Origin of the sequence: Streptomyces zagrosensis, from assembly GCF_014203645.1 — a bacterium.
Lineage (GTDB): Bacteria > Actinomycetota > Actinomycetes > Streptomycetales > Streptomycetaceae > Streptomyces > Streptomyces zagrosensis.
Genome location: NZ_JACHJL010000010.1, coordinates 1 through 22227 on the forward strand (window position 1 = coordinate 1; position 22227 = coordinate 22227).

At 70.3% G+C, this 22227-nt stretch carries 7 protein-coding genes; all 7 read left to right on the plus strand.

The features are described from left to right. Nucleotides 1–2547 (plus strand): SDR family NAD(P)-dependent oxidoreductase (locus tag FHS42_RS19405; RefSeq protein WP_184573608.1); only part of this gene is annotated, 2547 nt, incomplete at its 5' end. Between the two features lie 46 nt (nt 2548–2593). Then, entirely contained in the window at nt 2594–9259 is a 6666-nt protein-coding gene (locus FHS42_RS19410; RefSeq protein WP_184573610.1) for a type I polyketide synthase, read from the plus strand. A 181-nt stretch (nt 9260–9440) separates the two neighbouring features. Then, the gene (locus FHS42_RS19415) at nt 9441–15149 is read left to right on the plus strand and encodes a type I polyketide synthase (protein ID WP_184573612.1); all 5709 of its coding nucleotides are present in this window, start codon (nt 9441–9443) and stop codon (nt 15147–15149) included. Continuing rightward, nucleotides 15146–15583: a nuclear transport factor 2 family protein gene (locus tag FHS42_RS19420; protein WP_184573614.1), complete on the plus strand. Its 438-nt coding sequence runs from the start codon at nt 15146–15148 to the stop codon at nt 15581–15583. Before FHS42_RS19415 ends, FHS42_RS19420 begins: the two co-directional genes overlap by 4 nt. Before the next feature lie 35 nt (nt 15584–15618). Further along, a complete protein-coding gene (locus FHS42_RS19425; protein ID WP_184573616.1) occupies nt 15619–16086 on the plus strand; it encodes a nuclear transport factor 2 family protein in 468 nt (155 codons plus the stop codon). 320 nt (nt 16087–16406) lie between these two features. After that, nucleotides 16407–17843 (plus strand): FAD-dependent oxidoreductase, encoded by a 1437-nt coding sequence (locus tag FHS42_RS19430; protein WP_184573618.1) that lies wholly within the window; start codon nt 16407–16409, stop codon nt 17841–17843. Between the two features lie 60 nt (nt 17844–17903). After that, entirely contained in the window at nt 17904–22187 is a 4284-nt protein-coding gene (locus FHS42_RS19435; protein WP_184573620.1) for a type I polyketide synthase, read from the plus strand. The last annotated feature ends 40 nt before the right edge of the window (nt 22188–22227 follow it).

The following is a 22227-nucleotide window of genomic DNA, read 5'->3' on the forward strand; positions in this document are numbered from 1 at the left end:
CCCACCTACTGGGCCCAACACATCCGCCAACCCGTCCACTTCCACCCCGCCATCACCCACACCATCCCCACCACCCACACCTACCTCGAACTCGGCCCCGACCCCACCCTCACCACCGCAACCCAACACACCCTCCACCACCACCACACCACCACCCCACCCACCACAGAAGGCGCCAGCCCCCCACCCACGCCCCTGATGGTGGCCACGCTGACCCGAAAGCAGCCCGAGGTGCACGCGTTCGGGCTGGCGCTGGGCCAGTTGTACGCGGCCGGGGCGCAGGTTGACTGGGCCGGGTGGTTCCCGGTTACTCCGCCGCCGCGGGTGGTCGAGTTGCCGACGTATGCGTTCCAGCGCCAGCGGTACTGGGTGGAGCCGCCCGCCGCGCGGCCTGGTGGCGCCGGCGGGGGGCAGGACGCGGGGGATGCCCGGCTGTGGGACGCGATCGAAGGACTCGATGTCGATGCGCTGACCAGCACATTGAAGCTGGAGCCGGACAGCCCGAGCATGGCGGCGCTGCTGCCTGCGCTGCCGGTTCTGTCCACGTGGCGGCGTGCACACCGTGAGCAGTCGGTCATCGACTCCTGGCGGTATGGCACCAGTTGGACGCGGCTTCCGGAGCCCGCTCCCCCGGTGCTGGCTGGAAGCTGGCTGCTCGTGTTGCCCGCGGGTTACGAGGACCATCCGGCCGTCCAAGCCGTCAGCGAGGCTCTCGATGCTCATGGCGCGCTACGAACCGATGTGGTGGTCGATAGTGCCACCGTCGAACGGCACCTCGTCACTCAGCAGTTGCATCAGGCGACCGATGCCGCGGTGCCGCTCGATGGCGTGGTGAGCCTGTTGGCGCTGGCCGATGGATCACACGCGGAGTACGCCGCGGTGCCGGTAGGGCTGGCCGCGACCACCGTGCTCGTACAGGCGCTGGGTGATGCGGACATCGCGGCGCCGCTGTGGTGCCTCACTCAGGGGGCGGTGGCCGCCGAGTCGGGTGATGTGCTGCCGTGCCCGCACCAGGCGGAGATCTGGGGGCTCGGTCGGGTTGCGGCCCTGGAGCACCCCGACCGCTGGGGCGGGCTCATCGACCTGCCCACCGAGATCGACGAGCAGACTCCGGGCCGCCTTGCCGCACTCCTGACGCCTGGGCAACCCGAGGACCAGGTCGCCATCCGCGCCGGCCTCCTCGCCCGCCGCCTGCACCACGCACCCAGCACACCCACCACCACCCCCTGGAAACCCAGCGGCACCACCCTCATCACCGGCGGCACCGGAGCACTCGGCACCCACATCGCCCGCTGGCTCGCCACACACGGCGCCACCCAACTCCTCCTCACCAGCCGCACCGGACCCAACGCACCCGGCGCCACCCAACTCACCGAAGAACTCACCGCACTCGGAACCACGGTCACCATCACCGCGTGCGACGTCTCCGACCGCGAACAGCTCCGCGCACTCATCGACACCATCCCCGCCGAGCAACCACTGACCACAGTCATCCACGCCGCGGGGCTGCCCGAGAACACGCCGTTCACGGAGTTGGATCTGCCGCACATCGACAGTGTGTTGCGGCCGAAGGCGCTCGCCGCGGCCCATCTGCACGAGCTCACAAAAGACCTGGACCTCAGCGCCTTCGTCCTCTTCTCCTCCGGCGCCGCAGCCTGGGGCGGCAGCCACCAAGGCGCGTACGCCGCCGCCAACACCTACCTCGACGCACTCGCCGAACACCGCCACGCACTCGGCCTCCCCGCCACCAGCCTCGCCTGGGCTCCGTGGGGCGAGACGGGAATGGCCGCCGATGACGTGGCCAGCACGTACTACAGCCGGCGCGGCATGAACCCGCTGAGCCCGGAGCTGGCCGTCAAGTCCCTGCACCACGCACTGAGCCAGGGCGACACCACCCTCACCATCGCCGACATCGACTGGCACACATTCCCCACCAGCTTCACCACCCAACGCCCCAGCCCCCTCCTCACCGACCTCACCCCCAACACCACACCCCACGAACCCCACACCACCACCGCCACAACCAACGCCCTCCAACAACAACTCGCCGACAGCACACCCGGCCAGCAGCAGCAGATCGTGTTGCACCACATCCAGACCACGGCCGCGCACATCCTCGGCCACCCCACCATCGACGCCGTTCCGGCCACGCAACCCTTCCAGGATCTCGGCTTCGACTCGCTGACGGCGGTCGAGCTTCGTAACCAGCTCGCAAGCGCCACCGGCCTCGACCTCACTCCGGCGCTCATCTTCGACCACCCCACGCCCAAGGAACTCGCCGACTTCCTGCGCGAGCAGCTCGTCGATGTGGATGTGGCGTCCGAAGGGCAGCTGCTGTCGGAACTCGACCGATGGGACACCACGTCCGACTCAGCCGCAGTCGATGAGGCGGCCCGGCGCCGGATCACCGGACGCCTGCAACTGCTGCTGGCGAAGTGGAGCGATACGGGAGCGGACACGGAGCCCTCTACGGCTCACAGCGATCTGCACACCGCGACAGCGGAAGACATTTTCGACCTCATCTCCGACGAGTTCGGAAAGTCGTGAGCCCGATGCCCCCACCCTCCGTGCCGTGCCAAGGAGCCTGAGCCCGATGTCGAACGAAGAGAAGCTTCTCGATCACCTGAAGTGGGTGACCGCGGAACTGCGCGAGACCCGCCAGCGGCTACGCGCGGCGGAATCGGCGGACCCCGAGCCGATCGCCATCGTCGGCATGGCGTGCCGCTATCCCGGTGGCGTGCGCTCGCCCGAGGAGCTGTGGGAGCTCGTACGGAACGGCGGTGACACCATCTCCGCGTTCCCCACCGATCGAGGATGGAAAAACGAGGAACTGTTCGACCCGGACCCGGACCAGTACGGCACGTCGTATGTGCAAGAGGGCAGCTTCTGCTACGACGCGATCGACTTCGACGCGGCCTTTTTCGACATCAGCCCGCGCGAGGCGCTGGCCATGGACCCACAGCAGCGGCTCCTGTTGGAAACCGCCTGGGAGGCATTCGAGCGGGCCGGCCTCCCGCGCGAAGCCCTCAGCGGCAGCAACACCGGCGTCTTCGCAGGAGTGGGCGCCCACGACTATCTGTCGGTCATCGGGAACATCACCAGCGACGTGGAGGGTTACGTCGGCGCCGGCAACCTCGGCAGCGTGGCGTCGGGGCGGGTGGCGTACACCCTCGGGCTCGAAGGCCCGGCGGTAACGGTGGACACGGCCTGCTCCTCCTCCCTGGTGGCCATGCATCTGGCCTGTCAGGCATTGCGACAGGCCGAGTGCGATATGGCGCTGGCGGGCGGGGTCGCCGTAATGGCCACACCCGGCGCCTTCATCGAGTTCTCGCGGCAACGCGGGATCGCGCCCAACGGCCGGTGCAAGCCATTCGCCGCCGCCGCGGATGGCACCGGCTGGGGCGAGGGCGCCGGTCTCGTCGTGCTGGAGCGCCTGTCCGATGCACAGCGCAACGGTCGGCACATCCTCGGCGTCATCCGTGGTTCCGCCGTCAACCAGGACGGTGCCAGCAACGGCCTCACCGCCCCCAACGGCCCCTCTCAGCAGCGCGTCATCCGCCAGGCGTTGGCCAACTCCCGGCTTTCCACCGCGGAGGTGGACGTGGTGGAGGGCCACGGCACCGGCACGACACTGGGTGATCCGATCGAGGCGCAGGCACTCTTGGCGACCTACGGCCAGGGCCGCCCCGCCGACCGGCCCCTGTGGCTCGGCTCCATCAAGTCCAACATCGGGCACACCCAGGCCGCGGCCGGCGCAGCGAGCGTCATCAAGATGGTCATGGCCATGCGGCACGGCCTGCTCCCCCAATCCCTGCATATCGACGAGCCGAGCCCGCACGTGGACTGGAACGCGGGTGAGGTACGGCTGCTGACGGAGCAGACGACATGGCCACGAACGGACCGGCCGCGCCGGGCGGGCGTCTCCGCCTTCGGTATCTCGGGGACGAATGCGCATGTGATCGTGGAGCAGGCTCCGGAGGTGGAGTCTGGGCCTGGGCCTGGGCCTGGGCCTGAGTCGGGGTCTGTGGTGGGTGTGGGTGGGTGGGTGCCGTGGGTGTTGTCGGCGCGTACGTCTGGTGCGGTGCGGGCGCAGGCTCGGGCGTTGGTTGAGCGGGTGGTTGGTGATCCGGGTCTGTCGGTGGCTGATGTGGGTTGGTCGTTGGTGACGACGCGTTCGATCTTTGACCATCGTGTGGTGGTGGCTGGTACCACGCGTGATGAACTCCTCGCCGGTCTTGGGGCGTTGGCCGCGGGTGAGCCTCATCCTGCCCTGACCGATCCTGCCGCTGCGGTGGCCACTGACCTGGGCCCGGTGTTGGTGTTCCCGGGTCAGGGTTCGCAGTGGGTGGGTATGGGCGCGGGCTTGTTGGAGGCTTCGCCGGTGTTTGCTGCCCGGGTAGCTGAATGCGAACAGGCCCTTGCTCCGTATGTGGAGTGGTCGCTGTCTGAGGTCCTACGCGGTGGCGTGGACGCGGCCGACTTGGGTCGGGTTGATGTGGTGCAGCCGGTGTTGTGGGCGGTGATGGTGTCCTTGGCGGCGGTGTGGGCTGATCAGGGTGTGACGCCGGCGGCGGTGGTGGGTCACAGTCAGGGTGAGATTGCGGCTGCGGTGGTGGCTGGTGCGCTGACTTTGGAGGACGGTGCGAGGGTCGTTGCGCTGCGGAGTAGGGCGTTGCGGCGGCTTGCGGGTGGTGGTGCGATGGCGTCGCTTGCGATGAGTGCGGACAAGGCCGTGGAGTTCTTGGCCGACTTGGGTGAGCGGGCTGCTGGTGTGGGCATCGCTGCGGTCAACGGGCCTGGTTCGGCGGTGGTGTCTGGGCCACCCGAGCAGGTGCAGTATGCGGTGACCGCTTGTGAGGAGTCCGGTGGTCGGGCGCGGTTGATTGATGTGGACTACGCCTCGCACAGCGCCCAGGTGGACGAGATCGCCGAAGAGTTGCACCAAGTCCTGGCCGGTATCGAGCCCGTGCGGTCGCAGGTGGCGTTCTACTCCACGGTGACCGCCGAGCGTATTGATACCACCGAGTTGACCACCGCGTACTGGGTGACCAACCTGCGCCAACAGGTCCGCTTCGCCGACGCCGTACGTCAACTCCTCACCGATGGCCACCGCATCTTCATCGAGGCCAGCACCCACCCGGTGCTGACCATCGGTCTGCAAGAAGCCTTCGAAGAAGCTGGTGTGCAGGGCGCGACCGTGCCGACCCTTCGACGTGACCAGGGCGGTCTGGCGCAGTTGGTGCGGTCGGTGGGGCAGGCGTTCGTTGCGGGCGTGGCAGTGGACTGGACCCGCTGGTTCCCAGCTGATCCGCGCCCGCTCACCGTGGACCTGCCCACCTACGCCTTCCAGCGCGAGCGCTACTGGGTCGAAGGCGGAAGCGGGCCTAGCGGTGACCCGACCGAGTTGGGGCTGGCCGCAGCCGGGCATCCGCTGCTGGGTGCGGCCGTGGAGGTGGCCGAGGGCGGCTCGTACCTGCTCACCGGGCGATTGTCCGCACAGACCCACGGCTGGCTGGCCGACCATACGGTGTTGGACACGGTGCTGCTGCCGGGGACCGCGTTCGCTGAGTTGGCGCTGCACGCCGCAGGGCGGACCGGCTGTGATCACGTAGCGGAACTCACGCTGCACGCGCCGCTGGTCATCCCGGACGGTACGGCGGTTGACGTACAGCTCGCGGTCGCGGGGCCCGACCACACGGGGCAGCGACCACTCACCGTCCACTCCCGCCCGGCGGGGGAATCCGGTGACGCGGCGTGGACTCGGCACGCCAGTGGCGCGCTGGGTGCCTCGCCCGCGGCCGTGCCTGTGGCGCTGGACGGGGCATGGCCGCCACCGGGCGCGTCACGGCTCAGCGTGCAGGACTTCTACCAGCAGCTCGCCGAGCACGGCTACCGCTATGGGCCGACCTTCCAAGGGCTCGTCTCCGCATGGCGACTCGACGGAGCGATCTACGCCGAGGTGCTGCTGCCCGAGCAGGAGCGGGAGCGGGCCGCCGATTACGGCATGCACCCTGCGCTGCTCGACGCAGCCCTACAGGCCCGCGCGCTGGCGGTGGAGCCCGGGTCGGATAAGTCGGAACAGGTTGCGCTGCCGTTCGCGTGGACCGGGGTACGGCTGCGGGCCACCGGTGCGAACGCGCTGCGGGTCCGTATCGCGCCCACCGCCGCCGACCGACTCACCCTGACCGCCGCGGACCCGACCGGGGCCGTGGTGATCACGGTGGATGACCTGATTTTGCGGCCGGTCGCGGACGGACAGCTCGACCGTGCGCGTTCGGTGGGCAGGAACTCACTGTTCCAGCTCGCCTGGCCGCAGACCGCATTGCCGCAGACCGTGCCCGTGTCTACCTGGTCTGTGGTCGGGCCCGAGGACGATGCCGTGGCCGCATCCCTTGCCACGGCGCTGCCGGGCGCCGACCGGCATGCAGAGCTGGCCAAGCTGCGGGAGGCCATGGCCGCGGGGGCGGCGGGTCCTGACACCGTCTTGGCCTGCCTCGTCTCCCCCGCCGGCGCCGTCCCCCCCGCCGGCGCCGCCTCTTCCGGCCAGGATGCCGACGCCGATGAAGCCGCCGTTGGCCCGGTCTCGGCGACGCATGCGGTAAGCGGCGCCCTGCTGACGCTGTTGCAGGACTTTCTCGCTGCGCCCGAGTTTGCTGCCAGCAAGCTGGTCATCGTGACCCGGGGTGCGGTCGCCGCGTACGGGCATGAGGACATCCGTGATCTGCCGGGCTCGGCCGGTTGGGGCCTGGTGCGTAGCGCGCAGTCGGAGAACCCCGATCGGTTGGTGCTGCTCGACCTCGATGGGCGGGAGGCTTCGCTGGCGGCCGTGGGGGCCGCGCTGGCGTTGGATGAACCGCAGGTGGCGCTGCGCGATGGGCAGGCGTTCGTGCCCCGGCTGGCGCACGATGACGCCGGGAAGCGGCTCGCTCCGCCGGAGGGCACCGAGGCTTGGCGGCTTGGCCTGGTGGGGCACGGCAGTTTGGACAACCTCGCGCTGATCGGCTGCCCGGAGAACACCCGCACGCTGGGCGCCGGAGAGGTACGGGTGCGGCTGCGGGCCGGCGGGGTGAACTTCCATGATGTGGTGGTCGCGCTCGGCATGGTCGATGACCCCCGGCCGCTCGGCGGGGATGGCGCGGGTGTGGTCACCGAGGTGGGCCCGGAGGTGGACGCGTACGCGGTGGGCGACCGGGTCATGGGCCTGTTCAACGGGACGGGACCGCTGGTCATCACCGACCAGCACATGATCACCCGGATACCGCGCGGCTGGACGTTTGCGCAGGCTGCCACCACGCCATCGGCGTTCTTGACCGCGTACTACGCACTCGCCGATCTGGCCGGGTTGCGGCCCGGGGAGCGGCTGCTGCTGCACGCGGCGACCGGTGGTGTCGGCCTTGCGGCCGTGCAGTTGGCCCGGCACTGGGGTGCCGAGGTCTTCGCGACGGCGAGTCCGGCCAAGTGGCATGCGCTACGCGAGCGGGGTTTCGATGACCAACACATCGCGTCTTCACGCTCGTTGGACTTCGAGGGCCAGGTACGGGCCGCTGCCGACTCGGTCGATGTGGTGCTCAATTCGCTGGCTGCTGACTTCGTGGACGCCTCGCTGCGACTGCTGGGTCCTGGGGGTCGCTTCATCGACATGGGCCGGACCGATATCCGTGCTCCCGAGCAGGTCAGCGCGGTACACCCGGGGGTGACGTATCAGGCGTTCGACCTGGTCAGCGGCGCGGGCCCGGAGCGCATTCAGGAGATGCTGGCCGATCTGTCGGTGCTGTTCGAAAACGGGACGCTACGAGCGCTGCCGACGACCATCTGGGACATTCGCCGGGCACCCGAGGCGTTCCGCTTCTTCAGCCAGGCGCGCCACATTGGCAAGATCGTCTTGACGATTCCCGCCGCGCTCGACCCCGATGGCACGGTTTTGATCACCGGTGGCACCGGCACTCTCGGAGCAGCCACCGCCCGCCATCTGGTCACCGCACATGGCGTACGGCAGCTACTGCTGGCCAGCCGCCGGGGGGCGGACGCGCCGGGCGCGGGGCCACTCGCCGCCGAGCTGACCGAGCTGGGCGCGCGTGTCACCATCGCCGCGTGTGACACCAGCGACCGGACCGCATTGGCAAAACTCCTCGACTCCGTACCGGCCGAGCATCCGCTGACCGCCGTGGTGCACGCCGCCGGACTGCTCCAGGATGCGACGGTGCAGGCGCTCACCGCCGACCAGGTCGCCGAGGTGCTGCGGTCCAAGGCCGACGCGGCCTGGCATCTGCACGAGCTGACGCGGGACATGGAGCTGTCGGCGTTCGTGCTGTTCTCCGCGGCGGCCGGGTTGCTCGGCGCCGCCGGGCAAGGCAACTATGCGGCGGCCAACACCTTCTTGGACGCGCTGGCCCAGCACCGGCAGGCGCACGGGCTGGCCGCAACCTCCCTGGCCTGGGGCTACTGGGCGCAGGCGTCCGGGATGACCGGCGCGATGACCGACGCGGACCGGGCCCGCCTGGCGCGCGCCGGGATGGTGGGTCTGGAGACCGAGCAGGGCATGGCGCTGCTCGATGTCGCGTTGGGCAGCGGTCAGCCGCTGCTAGCACCGATCCAACTTGACCTGGCCGCGATGCGGCGACAGGAGCGGTCCGCAGCCGACACACCGGCTGTCTTCCGTGGCCTAGTGCGCGGCACCGCCCCGCAGGCGGCGGCTGCGGTGGCCGACGCCTCGGCGCCCGCGCTGGCCCAGGCGCTGGCTGCGCTCTCCGCCGATGACCGCCAGCAGATGCTGCTGGACCTGGTGCGATCCCATGTGGGGACGGTGCTCGGGCACGACAGCGCGGACTCGGTGCAGGCGACGCAGAACTTCCGGGAGCTGGGGTTCGACTCGTTGACCGCCGTCGAGCTACGCAACCGGCTCAGCTCCGCAACGGGGGTGCGGCTGCCCGCCACGCTGGTGTTTGACCATCCAACGCCCACGGCGGTCGTGCGTTTGCTGCGCGATCTGCTCGCGCCCGACGACGCGGCCCCGTCGGCTTCCGTGCTCGCGGAGCTCGACCGGATCGACGCGGCGATGTCCGCGGCCATCGAGGACCGGGAGCAGCGCACGAAGATCGCGGCCCGGTTGCAGGAGCTGCTGCGCAAGGTGAACGCGTCGTGGGACGGCGCTCAGGAGGCGGACGAGGCCGAGGCCGATCTGGAGTCGGCTACCGATGACGAATTGTTCGACGTGCTCGACAACGAGCTGCACGTGCCTGCGGACGAGGGCCTTCGGTGATCGCCATCGCGTGGACCGCCCGCCCCACGCGTCCCACGCCTCCCGCTCCCACTTCCTATGCCGCCCCTACCGCGCGCACGGTGCGCGCCGGGCCTGCCAGGCCCACCGCGACTGCCACCTACCGCACGCATTCCGCAAGCCCTGTGAACCAAGACGGCCGCAACGATCGGGTTGATGTGACATGACAGATGACGAGAAGCTGCGCAGCTATCTCAAGCGCGCGACCGCCGATCTGCGGTCGGCCAAGCGGCAGTTGCGCGAGGTGGCGGACCGTGCGCGGGAGCCCATCGCCATCATTGGCATGGCCTGCGACTTCCCCGGCAACGCGACGACTCCTGAGCAACTGTGGAAGCTGGTCAGCGACGGTGCGGACGTCATCTCCGGCTTTCCCGACGACCGGGGTTGGGATTTGGAGAACCTGTACCACCCGGACCCGGAGAACGCGGGCACCAGCAGTGCCCGCGAAGGCGGCTTCCTGGAGAACGTCGCCGACTTCGACGCCGACTTCTTCGGGATCAGCCCGCGTGAGGCCACGGCGATGGACCCGCAGCAGCGGCTGCTCCTGGAGAACGCCTGGGAGGCGTTCGAGCGCGCTGGCATCGCCCGCGAGACGTTGGTCGGCAGCGACACCGGCGTGTTCGCCGGCGTGGACTCGTACCACTACCTCTCGCTCATCGGCGAGTCAACCGAAGAGTCGGCCGGCTATGTGGCAACCGGCAACCTCGGCAGTGTGGTCTCGGGCCGAGTGTCGTACTCCTTCGGGCTTGAGGGCCCGGCGGTGACGGTGGACACGGCCTGCTCCTCCTCCCTGGTGGCCATGCACCTAGCAGCCCAGGCGCTACGGCAGGGCGAGTGCTCGATGGCGTTGGCCGGTGGTGTGACGGTGATGGCCACGCCCGGTGGGTTCACCGAGTTCTCCCGGCAGGGCGCGCTGTCTCCGGACGGACGTTGCAAGGCATTCGCGGCGGCGGCCGATGGCACGGGCTTCTCGGAGGGGTCGGGCCTCGTGCTCCTTGAGCGGTTGTCGGACGCGCGCCGCAACGGCCGCCGGGTGCTGGCCGTCATCCGCGGCTCCGCGGTCAACCAAGACGGCGCGAGCAACGGTCTCACCGCCCCCAACGGTCCCTCCCAGCAGCGCGTCATCCGCCAGGCGTTGGCCAATGCCGGGCTGTCTGCCGCCGAGGTGGACGCGGTGGAGGCCCACGGCACCGGTACGACGCTGGGCGACCCGATCGAGGCGCAGGCACTCCTGGCCACGTACGGCCAGGACCGGCCCGATGACCGGCCGCTGTGGCTTGGCTCGATCAAGTCCAACATCGGGCATACCCAGGCCGCGGCCGGTGTCGCCAGCGTCATCAAGATGGTGATGGCCATGCGCCACGGCGTACTGCCCGCCTCGCTCCACATCGACGCGCCGACCCCGCATGTGGACTGGGAGACCGGTGCCGTACGGCTACTGACTGAGCAGGTCAACTGGGCGGCGGAGGATCGGCCGTTGCGGGCCGGTGTGTCCTCCTTCGGCGTGTCCGGCACGAACGCGCATCTCATCTTGGAGCAAGCCCCGCCCCAGACCGACGCGGAGCGGGCTCCCGCCCCCGGCGCGCCGGCCCCCGCTGACGGGGTGGTGCCGTGGGTGCTGACGGCCCGTAGTGGCGCCGCGCTGCGTGGGCAGGCACAGGCGCTGGCCGAGCAGGTGGCGGCGTCCGAAACGTCGGTAGCCGACATCGGCTGGTCGCTGGTGACCACGCGCTCGTTCTTCGACCACCGTGCCGCCGTCATCGGCCAGAATGCGGACGAGTTGCTGGCTGGCCTGAAGGCACTGGCCGCGGGCGAGACCCACCCCGAGGTCATCGCGCCGGGGAACGCGGCGGTCCCGGGAGACCTGGGCCCGGTGTTGGTGTTCCCGGGTCAAGGTTCGCAGTGGGTGGGCATGGGCGCGGGTCTGCTCGAAGCCTCGCCGGTGTTCGCGGCGCGGGTGGGGGAGTGTGAGCGCGCTCTTGCTCCGCATGTGGAGTGGTCGCTGTCCGAGGTCCTACGCGGTGGCGTGGACGCGGCCGACTTGGGCCGGGTCGATGTGGTGCAGCCGGTGCTCTGGGCGGTGATGGTCTCCCTCGCCGCGGTGTGGGCTGATCAGGGCGTCACTCCGGCAGCCGTGGTGGGTCACAGTCAGGGTGAGATCGCGGCTGCGGTGGTGGCTGGCGCGCTGACTTTGGAGGACGGTGCGAAGGTCGTTGCGCTGCGGAGTAGGGCGTTGCGGCGGCTTGCGGGTGGTGGTGCGATGGCGTCGCTTGCGATGAGTGCGGACAAGGCGATGGAGTTCTTGGCCGACTTGGGTGAGCAGGCTGCCGGTGTGGGCATCGCTGCGGTCAACGGTCCCGGTTCGGCGGTGGTGTCCGGGCCACCCGAGCAGGTGCAGTACGCCGTGGCTGTGTGTGAGGAGAGTGGTGGTCGGGCGCGGTTGATCGATGTGGACTACGCCTCACACAGCGCCCAGGTGGATGAGATTGCCGAAGTGTTGCACACCGTCCTGGCCGGTATCGAGCCTGTACGGTCGGAAGTGGCGTTCTACTCCACGGTGACCGCCGAGCGTATCGATACCACCGAGTTGACCACCGCGTACTGGGTGACCAACCTGCGTGAACAGGTCCGCTTCGCCGACGCCGTACGTCAACTCCTCGCCGATGGCCACCGCGTGTTCATCGAGGCCAGCACCCACCCCGTCCTGACCGTTGGCCTCCAAGAAGCCTTCGAAGAGGCTGGCGTGCCGGGGACGACCGTGCCCACGCTCCGACGCGACCAGGGGGACTTGGTGCAGCTCGCGCGGTCGGTGGGGCAGGCGTTCGCCGCGGGCGTGGCAGTGGACTGGACCCGCTGGTTCGCGGCCGACCCCACCCCGCACACCGTGGACCTGCCCACGTACGCCTTCCAACGCGACCGGTACTGGCTGGACGACACCAGCTCACACGGCGGCGACCCCACGCATTGGGGGCTGGCCGCCGCCGGACATCCGCTGCTCGGTGCGGCCGTGGAGCTGGCCGATGGCAGCGCTCAGTTGCTGACCGGCCGGGTATCGGCCCAGTCGCAGTCCTGGCTGGCTGAGCATGTGGTGGGTGGCACGGTGCTTGTGCCGGGTGCGGCGCTGGTGGAGTGGGCGTTGCGGGCCGCCGATGAGGTGGGTTGCGCGGGCGTCGATGAGCTGGCGCTTCAGGTGCCGCTGGCGCTGCCCGCGTCCGGTGGCCTGCGGGTGCAGGTCGCGGTGGCCGCCGCCGGTGCGGACGGTCGGCGCGATGTGCGGATCTTCTCGCGGCCCGAGCATGAAAGCGCTGCGACGTGGGTCTGCCACGCCATCGGTGTGCTCAGTCCGCCCGCCGATGGCACCGAGTCGGCCGATGGCCTGTCCGGGGCCTGGCCTCCGGTGGGCGCGGAAGTGGTGGAGGTGGCGGAGTTTTACGAGCAGGCTGCGGCGGCTGGGTACGGGTATGGGCCTGCGTTTCAGGGCCTGCGGGCGGCCTGGCGGCAGGGTTCCGATGTGTTCGCGGAGATCACGCTGCCGGATGCGGCCGGTAAGCGTGCCGGCTACGGCATCCACCCGGCGCTGCTCGATGCCGCGCTCCAGCCGTCGCTGCTGATGGAGCAGCCCGCCGACGCCGACGACACAGCGGGGGGCGGGCTGCGGATGCCCTTCGCGTGGAACAACGTCCGGCTGTGGGCGGCCGAGGCCAGTACGGTACGTGTCCGCGTGGCTCGCGACACGGAGCGGGACACCCTGCGGCTGACGGTGGCGGACGCCGTGGGCGCCCCAGTGCTGACGGTTGACTCGCTGGTGACCCGGCCTGCGGGTGGGGACCAGCTTCAGGCGGTGGCCGTCGAGCGCGGTGTGGACGGCCTGTATGCGCCGGGCTGGACGCCGTTGCCCGCGCCCGCCATCGCTCAGCAGCCGCAGGCCGTGCTCGGGGACGGTGGCTGGGCGGTGCTGGGAGCTGACCGGTTCTCGTTGGCGGGGTTGGCGGTGGAGGATGCGGGCTCGGATGGGCCGCACCCGGTGCGGTACGCGGATCTGGAGGCGCTGGTCACCGCCCTGGACAGCGGTGCGCCCGCCCCTTCCGTGGTCCTGACGCAGGCCGGGGGGACCGCCGACGACGGGCTGCGGGTGGCGCAGGAGTTGCTGCGCCTGGTGCAGAGTTGGCTGCTCCGCCCGGCGCTGGCCGACGCGCATCTCGTGGTGGTCACCCGGGGCGCCGTGGCTCCCGGTGGCGAGTCGGCCGATACGGACCTGGCCGGTGCCGGCGCCTGGGGATTGATCCGTAGCGCCCAGTCCGAGAATCCCGGCCGCTTCCTTCTTCTCGACATCGATGAGGACATCGACGCGGTGCCGCAGGCCGTGGTGCGCGGTGTGGAGTTGAGCGAACCGCAACTCGCCCTGCGCAAGGGGCGCGTGCTGGCGCCGCGGCTGGTCCGCGCGTCCGCCGCCGCCCCATCGGACGCGGATCGGGCCGGTGGGCTCGACCCGGAGGGGACGGTGCTGATCACCGGCGGCACCGGCACGCTCGGGGCTCTGGTAGCCGAGCATCTGGTACGTACCGGGCAGACGCGGAACCTGCTGCTTGTCAGCCGCGGGGGCCCACAAGCTGACGGCGCCAGCGAACTCGCCGCGGGACTCACGGAGTTGGGTGCGCAGGTACGGGTCGTGGCGGCCGATGTGACGGCGCCGGACGCCGTCACCGCCCTCATCGAGAGCATTGAGCCGGCGCACCCGCTGACCGGCGTGGTGCATGCGGCCGGTGCGTTGGAGGACGCGGTACTCACCTCTCAGTCGGCGGACCGGCTGGCCCGGGTGTGGGCGCCGAAGGCGACCGCCGCGGCCCTGCTGCACGCGGCGACCGCCCCGCTGGACCTCGGCATGTTCGTACTGTTCTCCTCGACGGCGGCCACGCTGGGCTCCTCAGGGCAGGCCAACTATGCGGCGGCGAACGCCTTCTGTGATGCGCTGGCCGCGCACCGGCAGGCGCTCGGCCTGCCGGGGGTGTCTATCTCCTGGGGCCTGTGGGGTGACGCGAGCGGCATGACCGGGCATCTGGACGAGGCCGCGCTTGAGCGCATGGCGCGCTCGGGTATCCACCCGATGAGCGCCGAGCGGGGGCTCGGGCTGCTCGACTCCGCCGTCCGCCACGGCGCCCCCCACCTGGTCGCCATGGAGTTGGATGTTCGCGCGCTGGCGGGGCAGCCGGCGCTGACGCTGCCCGCGCCGCTGCGCGCACTGACCGGTGGCGGCACCGCGCGGCGTACCGCCGCCACCAGCCAGCCGCTGACGGACTGGGCCGGACACCTGGCGGCGTTGCCCGCGGAGGAGCAACACCGGGTGCTGCTGCATTTGGTGCTCACGCACGCCGCCGCCGCGCTCGGCCACGCCGACCCGGGACGCATCCAGACCGAGCGCGGCTTCCTGGAGTTGGGCTTTGACTCGCTGACGGCGATCGAGTTGCGGAATCGGCTGGGCAGCGTGACCGGGCTGCGGCTGGCCACCACGCTCATCTTCGACCACCCGAACCCGGTGGCGCTCGCCGCGCATCTGCACACCGAACTGGCGCCGCGTGCCGCGGACCCGCTGCCGCCGATGCTCAGCGAGTTGGCGCGCATGGAGAGCTCGCTGCTTGCGCTCGCGCAGGACGCGGCGGCCAGGCAGGCGCTGCACGAGCAGTTGCAGAACACGTTGACCAAGCTCAACGCGTTGGGCGGCGGTCAGCCGGCGCCCGAAGAGGCCGCGGAAGCCGCGGCGGCGGCCGTCGTCAGCGGAAAGATCCAGGGCGCCACCACAGACGAGATCTTCCAATTCATCGACCAGGACCTCGGCCGGAGCGACAACGGAGAACACATGGGGAGCACGCGTTGATTGACGAGCGGAGCCGTAAAAAGCTCATTCTCCAGCACAGCCAACTCATGAACGCCGCAGATATCGACGGGCTGCTCGGCCTGTACGCGGAAGAAGTCAGCTTCGAAGACCCGGTGGGCGCCGACCAGCGGTCCGGACGCGATGCGCTGCGCGCGCATTTCGAGGAGTTCGCCACGGCGGGCATCAAGGAAACCATCGGCGCGCCAGTTGCGGGCCAAGACGGTAGGCATGTGCTGGCGCCGGTCAGCGCCGTCATGGATTACCTGCCCAAGGGCCCGAAATTTGTGCAACGGGGCTGGCTTGAGGCCCCGGAAAGCCCGGAGGGCAAGCGCATCACGTGGAATTACGTACTGATGCTGCGGGCCGGTAAGGGCGGGGCCATTACGGAGCTGAAGGCCCTGTGGGGAAGGTCGGACATTGCTGTCACCGACTGATGCCCCGCGCGTATGCACCCAGCAAGGAGATGCTCATGGCCGATGAGGCGACCCTCAAGTTTCTGGCTATGGAATACGCCCGGCGAATGAACGCCGGTGACGTTGAGGCCGTGCTTGAGCTGTTCTCCGACGACATTGTCTTCGAGGACCCGGTGGGCGCGCCGCCGCTGATCGGGAAGGAGGCGCTGCGCGGGCATATTGCCTGGTCCATCGAGTGCAAGGTGCACGAGACACCGGGCCGCCCGGTGGTGTCGATGGACGGCAAGAGCGTGGCCGTGCCGACCACGGTGACGGTGTACGCGCCAACCAAACTGACCTTTCAGATCATCGGCATCATCGAGCTCGGTGACGATGGTCTGGTGCATCACGCCCGGGCGTTTTGGGGCATCACCGACACCAAGGTCGGAGACGGTCCCGAACTCACCGGCGTAGCGCACTTCATGGCCGTGACCCAAAACCTCGCCACCATGGTGCAGGCCAAGGGCAGCCCTAGTCCGACTTAAGCGATGGCGGCCATCATCGCAGCGACGCCGCGTCATGTTTGGCGCGGCGACACCCGGGCCGGCAGGCCACCAAGTGCTACCGAAGAAGCCACCGGGGAAGCCGGGGGCTTCCGCGGCCTACCACTCGCCCACGCCACACCATCGGATAGCGATCTCGCGCAGCGAGCGCCGACCGGTCCGGGTCAGGACCGGTCTGGCGGGCCCCGCTGCCCCGCCGCCCTCATAACTGTCCCGTCGGCCGCTCGCACCATGGTCAGCACCGTCATCTCGCGCCCATGGACCGTCGCGGCCCGTCTCGGGGAAGGGACGTAAGCATCACCATGACTCAACCGAAACATGGAATCGTTTTGGGCGGCGGCTGGGCTGGAATGCTGGCTGCCCAGGTGCTGGCCCGCCATGCGCAGACCGTCACTGTCGTGGAGCGCGATGTGCTGCCCGACGAGCCACGGCATCGCAAGGGCTCGCCGCAGGGCCGCCATGTCCATGTGCTGTGGTCCAGCGGGGCGCGCATCGTCGAGTCGCTGCTGCCGGGGGTGACCGAGCGGCTGTTGAAGGCAGGCGCCCACAAGATCAACTTTCACCAGGATCTGGTGACGCTCACCTCGCACGGCTGGCAGCACCGCTTTCCGCCCCGGCAGTACGCCATCATGTGCACCCGGCCTTTCTTGGACTGGCACGTCCGTGACGAGATCTTGGCCGGTGGCCGGATCACGGTGCGCCAGCGCACGGAGATCCTCGATCTGGTCGGCGACCGCACCCGGATCAGTGGGGTGCGGGTACGCGATGTGGACTCTGGGGCGACGCAGACCTTGGACGCCGACCTGGTGGTGGACGCGTCGGGGCGCGGCTCGCGGCTGCGGCACTGGCTATCGGCGCTGGATCTGCCGCCGATCGAGGAAGACATCGTGGACGCCGGGATCGCCTATTCCACCCGGATCTACCAGGCGCCGCCCGGGGCGACGGACGGTTTCCCCGCCATCAACGTCGCAGCCGACCACCGACTGCGCGAGCCCGGCCGGTTCGGCGTGGTCTACCCGCAGGAGGACGGCACGTGGATGGTGACCCTCTCCTCCACTCGGGGCGCGGGGCTGCCGACGTCCGAGGACGAGTTCTTGCCGTACGCGCGCACCCTGCGACATCCGCTGGTCGCCGATTTGATCAGCACGGTCGAGCCGCTCACGCCGGTCGCCATTTCCCGCGTCGGCGCCAACCGCAGGCTTTACCCGGAGCGGCTTGAGCAGTGGCCGCAGGGGCTTGTCGTCCTTGGGGACGCGCTCGCGGCGTTCAACCCGATCTACGGGCACGGCATGAGCGCCGCGGCTCGTAGCGCCGCGGCGCTCGATGAGCAGTTGACCGCGGGCGGCGACGAAAGTGGTGCGGCGCGGCGCATGCAGGCGGCGATCAGCGCGGTCGTGGACGACCCGTGGATCATGGCTGCGTCCAAGGACGTCGAGTATGTGGGCTGTCGGATGAACGCCAAGGACCCGCGGCTGACCGGTGGGGCGACGGCACGGCAGCGCTTCTCCGACCTCATCGCCGACCGGGCGGTTCGCTCGTCCGCGGTGTGTGACGTGGTCACGGATGTCATCAGCCTGACCGCGCCGCAGTCCGAACTGGCCTCCAGCCGTTTCCTGTCGCTGATGCATCAAGACCGGGTGCTGCCGGAGTTGACCGCGCCACCACTGACTCCCGACGAATTGGCCCTGGTGGATCTGAGCCCCAGCAGCCTGGCGGGCGTCAAGGGTCTTACTGGTTGATCCATCGAACGCTCGGTCCGATCCGCAACGACGGCTCAGGCGAGAAAGGCCCGCCTTTTCATGACGAACGAAGAAAAGCTCGTCGATTACCTCAAGTGGACTACGGCCGAGCTTCACCAGACCCGACAGCAGTTGCGGGATCTCCAGGAAGAGAAGCAGGAGCCCATTGCGATCGTGGGGATGGCCTGCCGCCTTCCCGGTGGCGTGCGCTCCCCGGAGCAGTTGTGGGACCTGGTAGCGGACGAGCGGGACGCCATATCCAGCTTTCCCACGGACCGCGGCTGGGATCTGGAGAACCTGTATCACCCCGATCCGGAGAACCACGGCACCTCGTACGTCCGGGCGGGCGGATTCGTCTACGACGCGCCGGAGTTCGACGCCGAGTTCTTTGACATCGGTGAGCGTGAGGCGCCGGCGATGGAGCCGCAACAACGGCTGCTGCTTGAGGTGGCTTGGGAGGCGGTGGAGAGCGCGGGGATCGCGCCCCACACCCTGCGCTCATCGGCCACCAGCGTGTACTCGGGCGTCATGTATCACGACTACGCCTCCCGGCTGAGCACGATTCCCAAGGGCCTGCTCGGCTATGTCGGCAACGGCAACGCCGCAAGCCTGGCCTCGGGCCGGGTGGCGTACACCTTGGGCCTTCAGGGTGCGGCGGTCTCGCTCGACACTGCGTGCTCCTCCTCGCTGGTGGCCATGCACCTGGCAGCGCGGGCGCTGCGGCAGGGCGAGTGCTCCCTGGCGCTGGCGGGCGGCGCGGCCATCAACTACACGGCGAGTGCCTTTCAAGTCGCTTCCAGCCAACGGCAGTTGGCCCCAGACGCTCGGTGTAAGTCGTTCGCGGACTCCGCGGATGGCATGGTGTACGCGGAGGGGGTCGGTCTCGTCCTCCTGGAGCGGCTATCGGACGCGCGGCGCAACGGGCACCGCGTCCTCGCGGTCATCCGCGGCTCGGCCATCAACCAGGACGGGGCTAGCACCGGAATGGCCGCGCCCAACGGCCCGGCCCAACAGCAGTTGATCCGCGACGCCCTCGCCGATGCTCGGATCTCCGCGTCCGATGTGGACGTGGTGGAGGCGCACGGCACTGGAACCGCGTTCGGTGACTCCATCGAGTTGCAGGCGCTGCTGTCCACGTACGGCAAGGACCGGCCCACGGACGATCCGCTGCTGCTTGGCTGCATAAAGTCCAACATCGGGCACACCCAGGCCGCCGCCGGGATCGCCAGCGTCATCAAGATGGTGCAGGCGATGCGGCACCGAACGCTGCCACCATCCCTGCACATCGACCGGCCCACCCGGCTGGTGAGTTGGCGGTCGGGTGCGGTACGGCTGGTCACCGAGCGGGCCGACTGGCCCGCTCGGGAGCGCCCGTTGCGCGCCGGCGTCTCCTCCTTCAGCGCGAGCGGAACCAATGCGCACCTGATTTTGGAACAGGTTCCCGAGAACGAGGGCGAAGCCCCGGAGGCGTCTCGGGACGCCGCGCAGGCAAGCCTGCCGGCCGCGGCAACCCCCGCCTCGGTGGGCGGTGTGGTGCCGTGGCTGCTGACCGCGCGCGGGGCACCGGCCCTGGCGGGACAGGCGCGCGCCCTGGCCGAGCAGTTGGCCGCGGGCGCCGATGGCGCATCCCCCACCGATGTGGGCTGGTCGCTGGTGACCACCCGGACGGCGTTCGAGCACCAGGCCGTGGTGATCGGCGCGGACCACAGCGAGTTGGCGGCCGGTCTGGAGGCGCTCGCCACCGGGCGGGCACACCCCGCCGTCGTGGGCCCCGGTGCGGTGCGGCCCGGGGCGGCGACAAGGGCCGCGGGCAAGACGGTTTTCGCCTTCGGCGGTGCCGGCAGGCAGCGACCTGGGCTCGGCGCCGAGTTGTACGAGCGGTTCCCGGCCTTCGCTAGGGCGTTCGACGAGGTGTGCGACGCGTTCAGCGGCTGGCTTGAGCATCCGCTACGGGACGTGGCACTGGCCACCGACCCAGCCCACACGGAGCTTGCGGGAACCACCCCGTACGCCCTGGCGGCGCGGCTGGCGGTGCAGGTGGCGCTGGCCAGGCTGATGCAGGCGCTGGGCATCAAGGCCGACGCGGTCATCGGCGCCGGCGGCGGGGAGATCGCTGCCGCGCAGGTGGCCGGCGTGCTGACGGTGTCCGACGCGTGCGCACTGGTCATCGCCGAAGCCGGGGGCCCGGATCGGCTTCGGCAGGCCACTGAGCGCATGGACTTTCGACAGCCCACTCTGCCGGTGCTCAGCGCGCACACCGGTGAACCCATGAACGAACACGTCACAACGGCCAACTACTGGGCGACGTCACAGCGGGTCCAGACAGCAGGCCGCGTCGTCGGCGCCCTGGCCGGGGCGAGCATCGTCGTAGACCTGGGCCCGGAGCCGCTGCTGGGCGCGAAACCGCTGCCAGGTGCGGCGCCCACGCAGGCTCCTGCGGCTGCGCTGGTGGTATCCGCCATGACGCCGGAGCGGCCCGAGGTGCGGGCGCTGACGCATGCCGTGGCGCGCCTGCATCTGTCGGGTGCGGCCGTCAACTGGCAGACGTTCTTCGACGGTGGCCCCACGCCGCGTAGCGTGCCGCTGCCCACGTACGCCTTCCAGCGGCGCCGCTACTGGCTGGACAACGAACCGGTGGCCAAGGCGCCAGTGGTCGAGACCCCCGCCGATACCGGGTTTTGGGACGCCGTGGAGCGCGCGGACCCGCAGGCGCTGGCCCAGGCCATCGGAGCTACGGGTGAACAGGGTGCGCTGCTACGCGAGGCGCTGCCGGCGCTGGCCGCCTGGCGGCGGCAGCGGCAGTGGCAGTACCGGATCGGCTGGCGGGCCCTGGCCGATGCCGTGGACCCGCGGCTCTTGGGACGCTGGCTGGTGGTGACCCCGCCGCAGCCGCCGAAGGGTGCTGCGCCGAGTGACACAGCGCGCGGCGCGGCCCCTGACACCGTGATCGCGGCGGTGATCGACGCGTTGCGCAAGCGGGGTGCCGACGTCGCCGAGGTCGGCATGGCGTGGGCTGCCGGGCCCGCCGCGGAGCTGGTGCAGCGCCTGACGGAGGCCGCAGCCGGGCGGCCGGTCGCCGGCGTGCTCTCGCTGCTGGCCGCGGACCCGCCCCCGGCCACCGATGAGCGCGCCACGCACAACGGTACGGGCTCGGCGACGGCCTCGTACGACGGCAGGAGCCCTGCGCTGGCACCGACCGTCGCGCTGGCCGACGCCCTGGAGCGGGCGCGCATCGAGGCCCCGCTGTGGGTGCTCACGCGCGGCGCGGTCAGCATCGGCGCCGGCGACCCGCCAGCCCGCCCCGAGCAGGCCCCACTCTGGGGACTTGGCGGCGCATTGGCGGCCGAGCGGCAGCGACGTTGGGGCGGCATGGTCGATCTGCCCGTACGGTTCGACGACCGCGCCGGGCGACGTTTGGCCGCCGTGTTGCTGGCTCCGCACGGCGAGAGCGAGGTGGCCCTACGCTCCGACAGTGCCTTCGCGCGGCGCCTGGTACGACAGGCGCCCGGGCCAGCTGCACCCCATGGCTCAGCCCTGCGTGGCACCGTGCTGGTCAGCGGCTCGGGCTCCACCATCGGTGGGTACGCGGCGCGCTGGGCGGCCGACTTCGGCGCCGAGCATCTCCTGCTGGTCGATCGGGCGGCCCCGGACGATGCCCTGGTGGCGGAGTTGACCACGACGGGTACGCGGGTGTCGGCCATCGCCGCCGACCTGGCGGACCCGGCGGGCCTCGACCGGGTCACCCGTGCGATCCCGGCCGATGCGCCACTGACCGCCGTGCTCCACCTCGCCTCGGACCTCCGCCACGAGGCGGCGCGGTTGGAGGCCGCGCGCATCGAGGCCACATGGGCGGACACGGTGGGGGCGGCGAAAAACCTCTGCGCGCTCAGCCGGGCGCACGAGGTGTCGGCGTTCGTGCTGTGTTCGTCGGTCGCCGGCGTACTCTCCGGTCCCGGCCTTGGCAACGAGGCGCCCGCACACGCGTATGTGAGCGCCCTGGCGCAGGAGTGCCGGGACCAGGGCGTGCCGGCGGTATCGGTGTGCGTCGGGGCCATCGGCGCATCGGATACGGCCATCGGGGCCGCCAAGCAGTTGCGGGGCAACGGGATCGCCGCACTGCCCGGGCATGCGGTGGCGTCGATCCTGCGGCAGGCGCTCGCGGCGCAGACCCCGGCCATGGTGATCGCCGACATCGACTGGGCGTGGGTGGCAGCGCACGCAACAGAGCTCGGCGTACGCCAACTCTTCGCCGACGTTCCAGAGTTTCAGCCATCCGCCGCTCCCGATGACGCGGCAGCGGCGGCGGCCGAAGCTGAGCCCCTGACCGTCCCGGCACTGTCGTGACCCCTCCCCCGCCCCCATGAGCGGCGCCGCGCGCTGTGGC

What these genes read in the sequence shown, in the direction of transcription:
- FHS42_RS19435 (WP_184573620.1), top strand. Translation starts at nt 17,904, where the DNA reads ATGACGAACGAAGAAAAGCTCGTCGATTACCTCAAGTGGACTACGGCC.
- FHS42_RS19430 (WP_184573618.1), top strand. Translation starts at nt 16,407, where the DNA reads ATGACTCAACCGAAACATGGAATCGTTTTGGGCGGCGGCTGGGCTGGA.
- FHS42_RS19415 (WP_184573612.1), top strand. Translation starts at nt 9,441, where the DNA reads ATGACAGATGACGAGAAGCTGCGCAGCTATCTCAAGCGCGCGACCGCC.
- FHS42_RS19425 (WP_184573616.1), top strand. Translation starts at nt 15,619, where the DNA reads ATGGCCGATGAGGCGACCCTCAAGTTTCTGGCTATGGAATACGCCCGG.
- FHS42_RS19410 (WP_184573610.1), top strand. Translation starts at nt 2,594, where the DNA reads ATGTCGAACGAAGAGAAGCTTCTCGATCACCTGAAGTGGGTGACCGCG.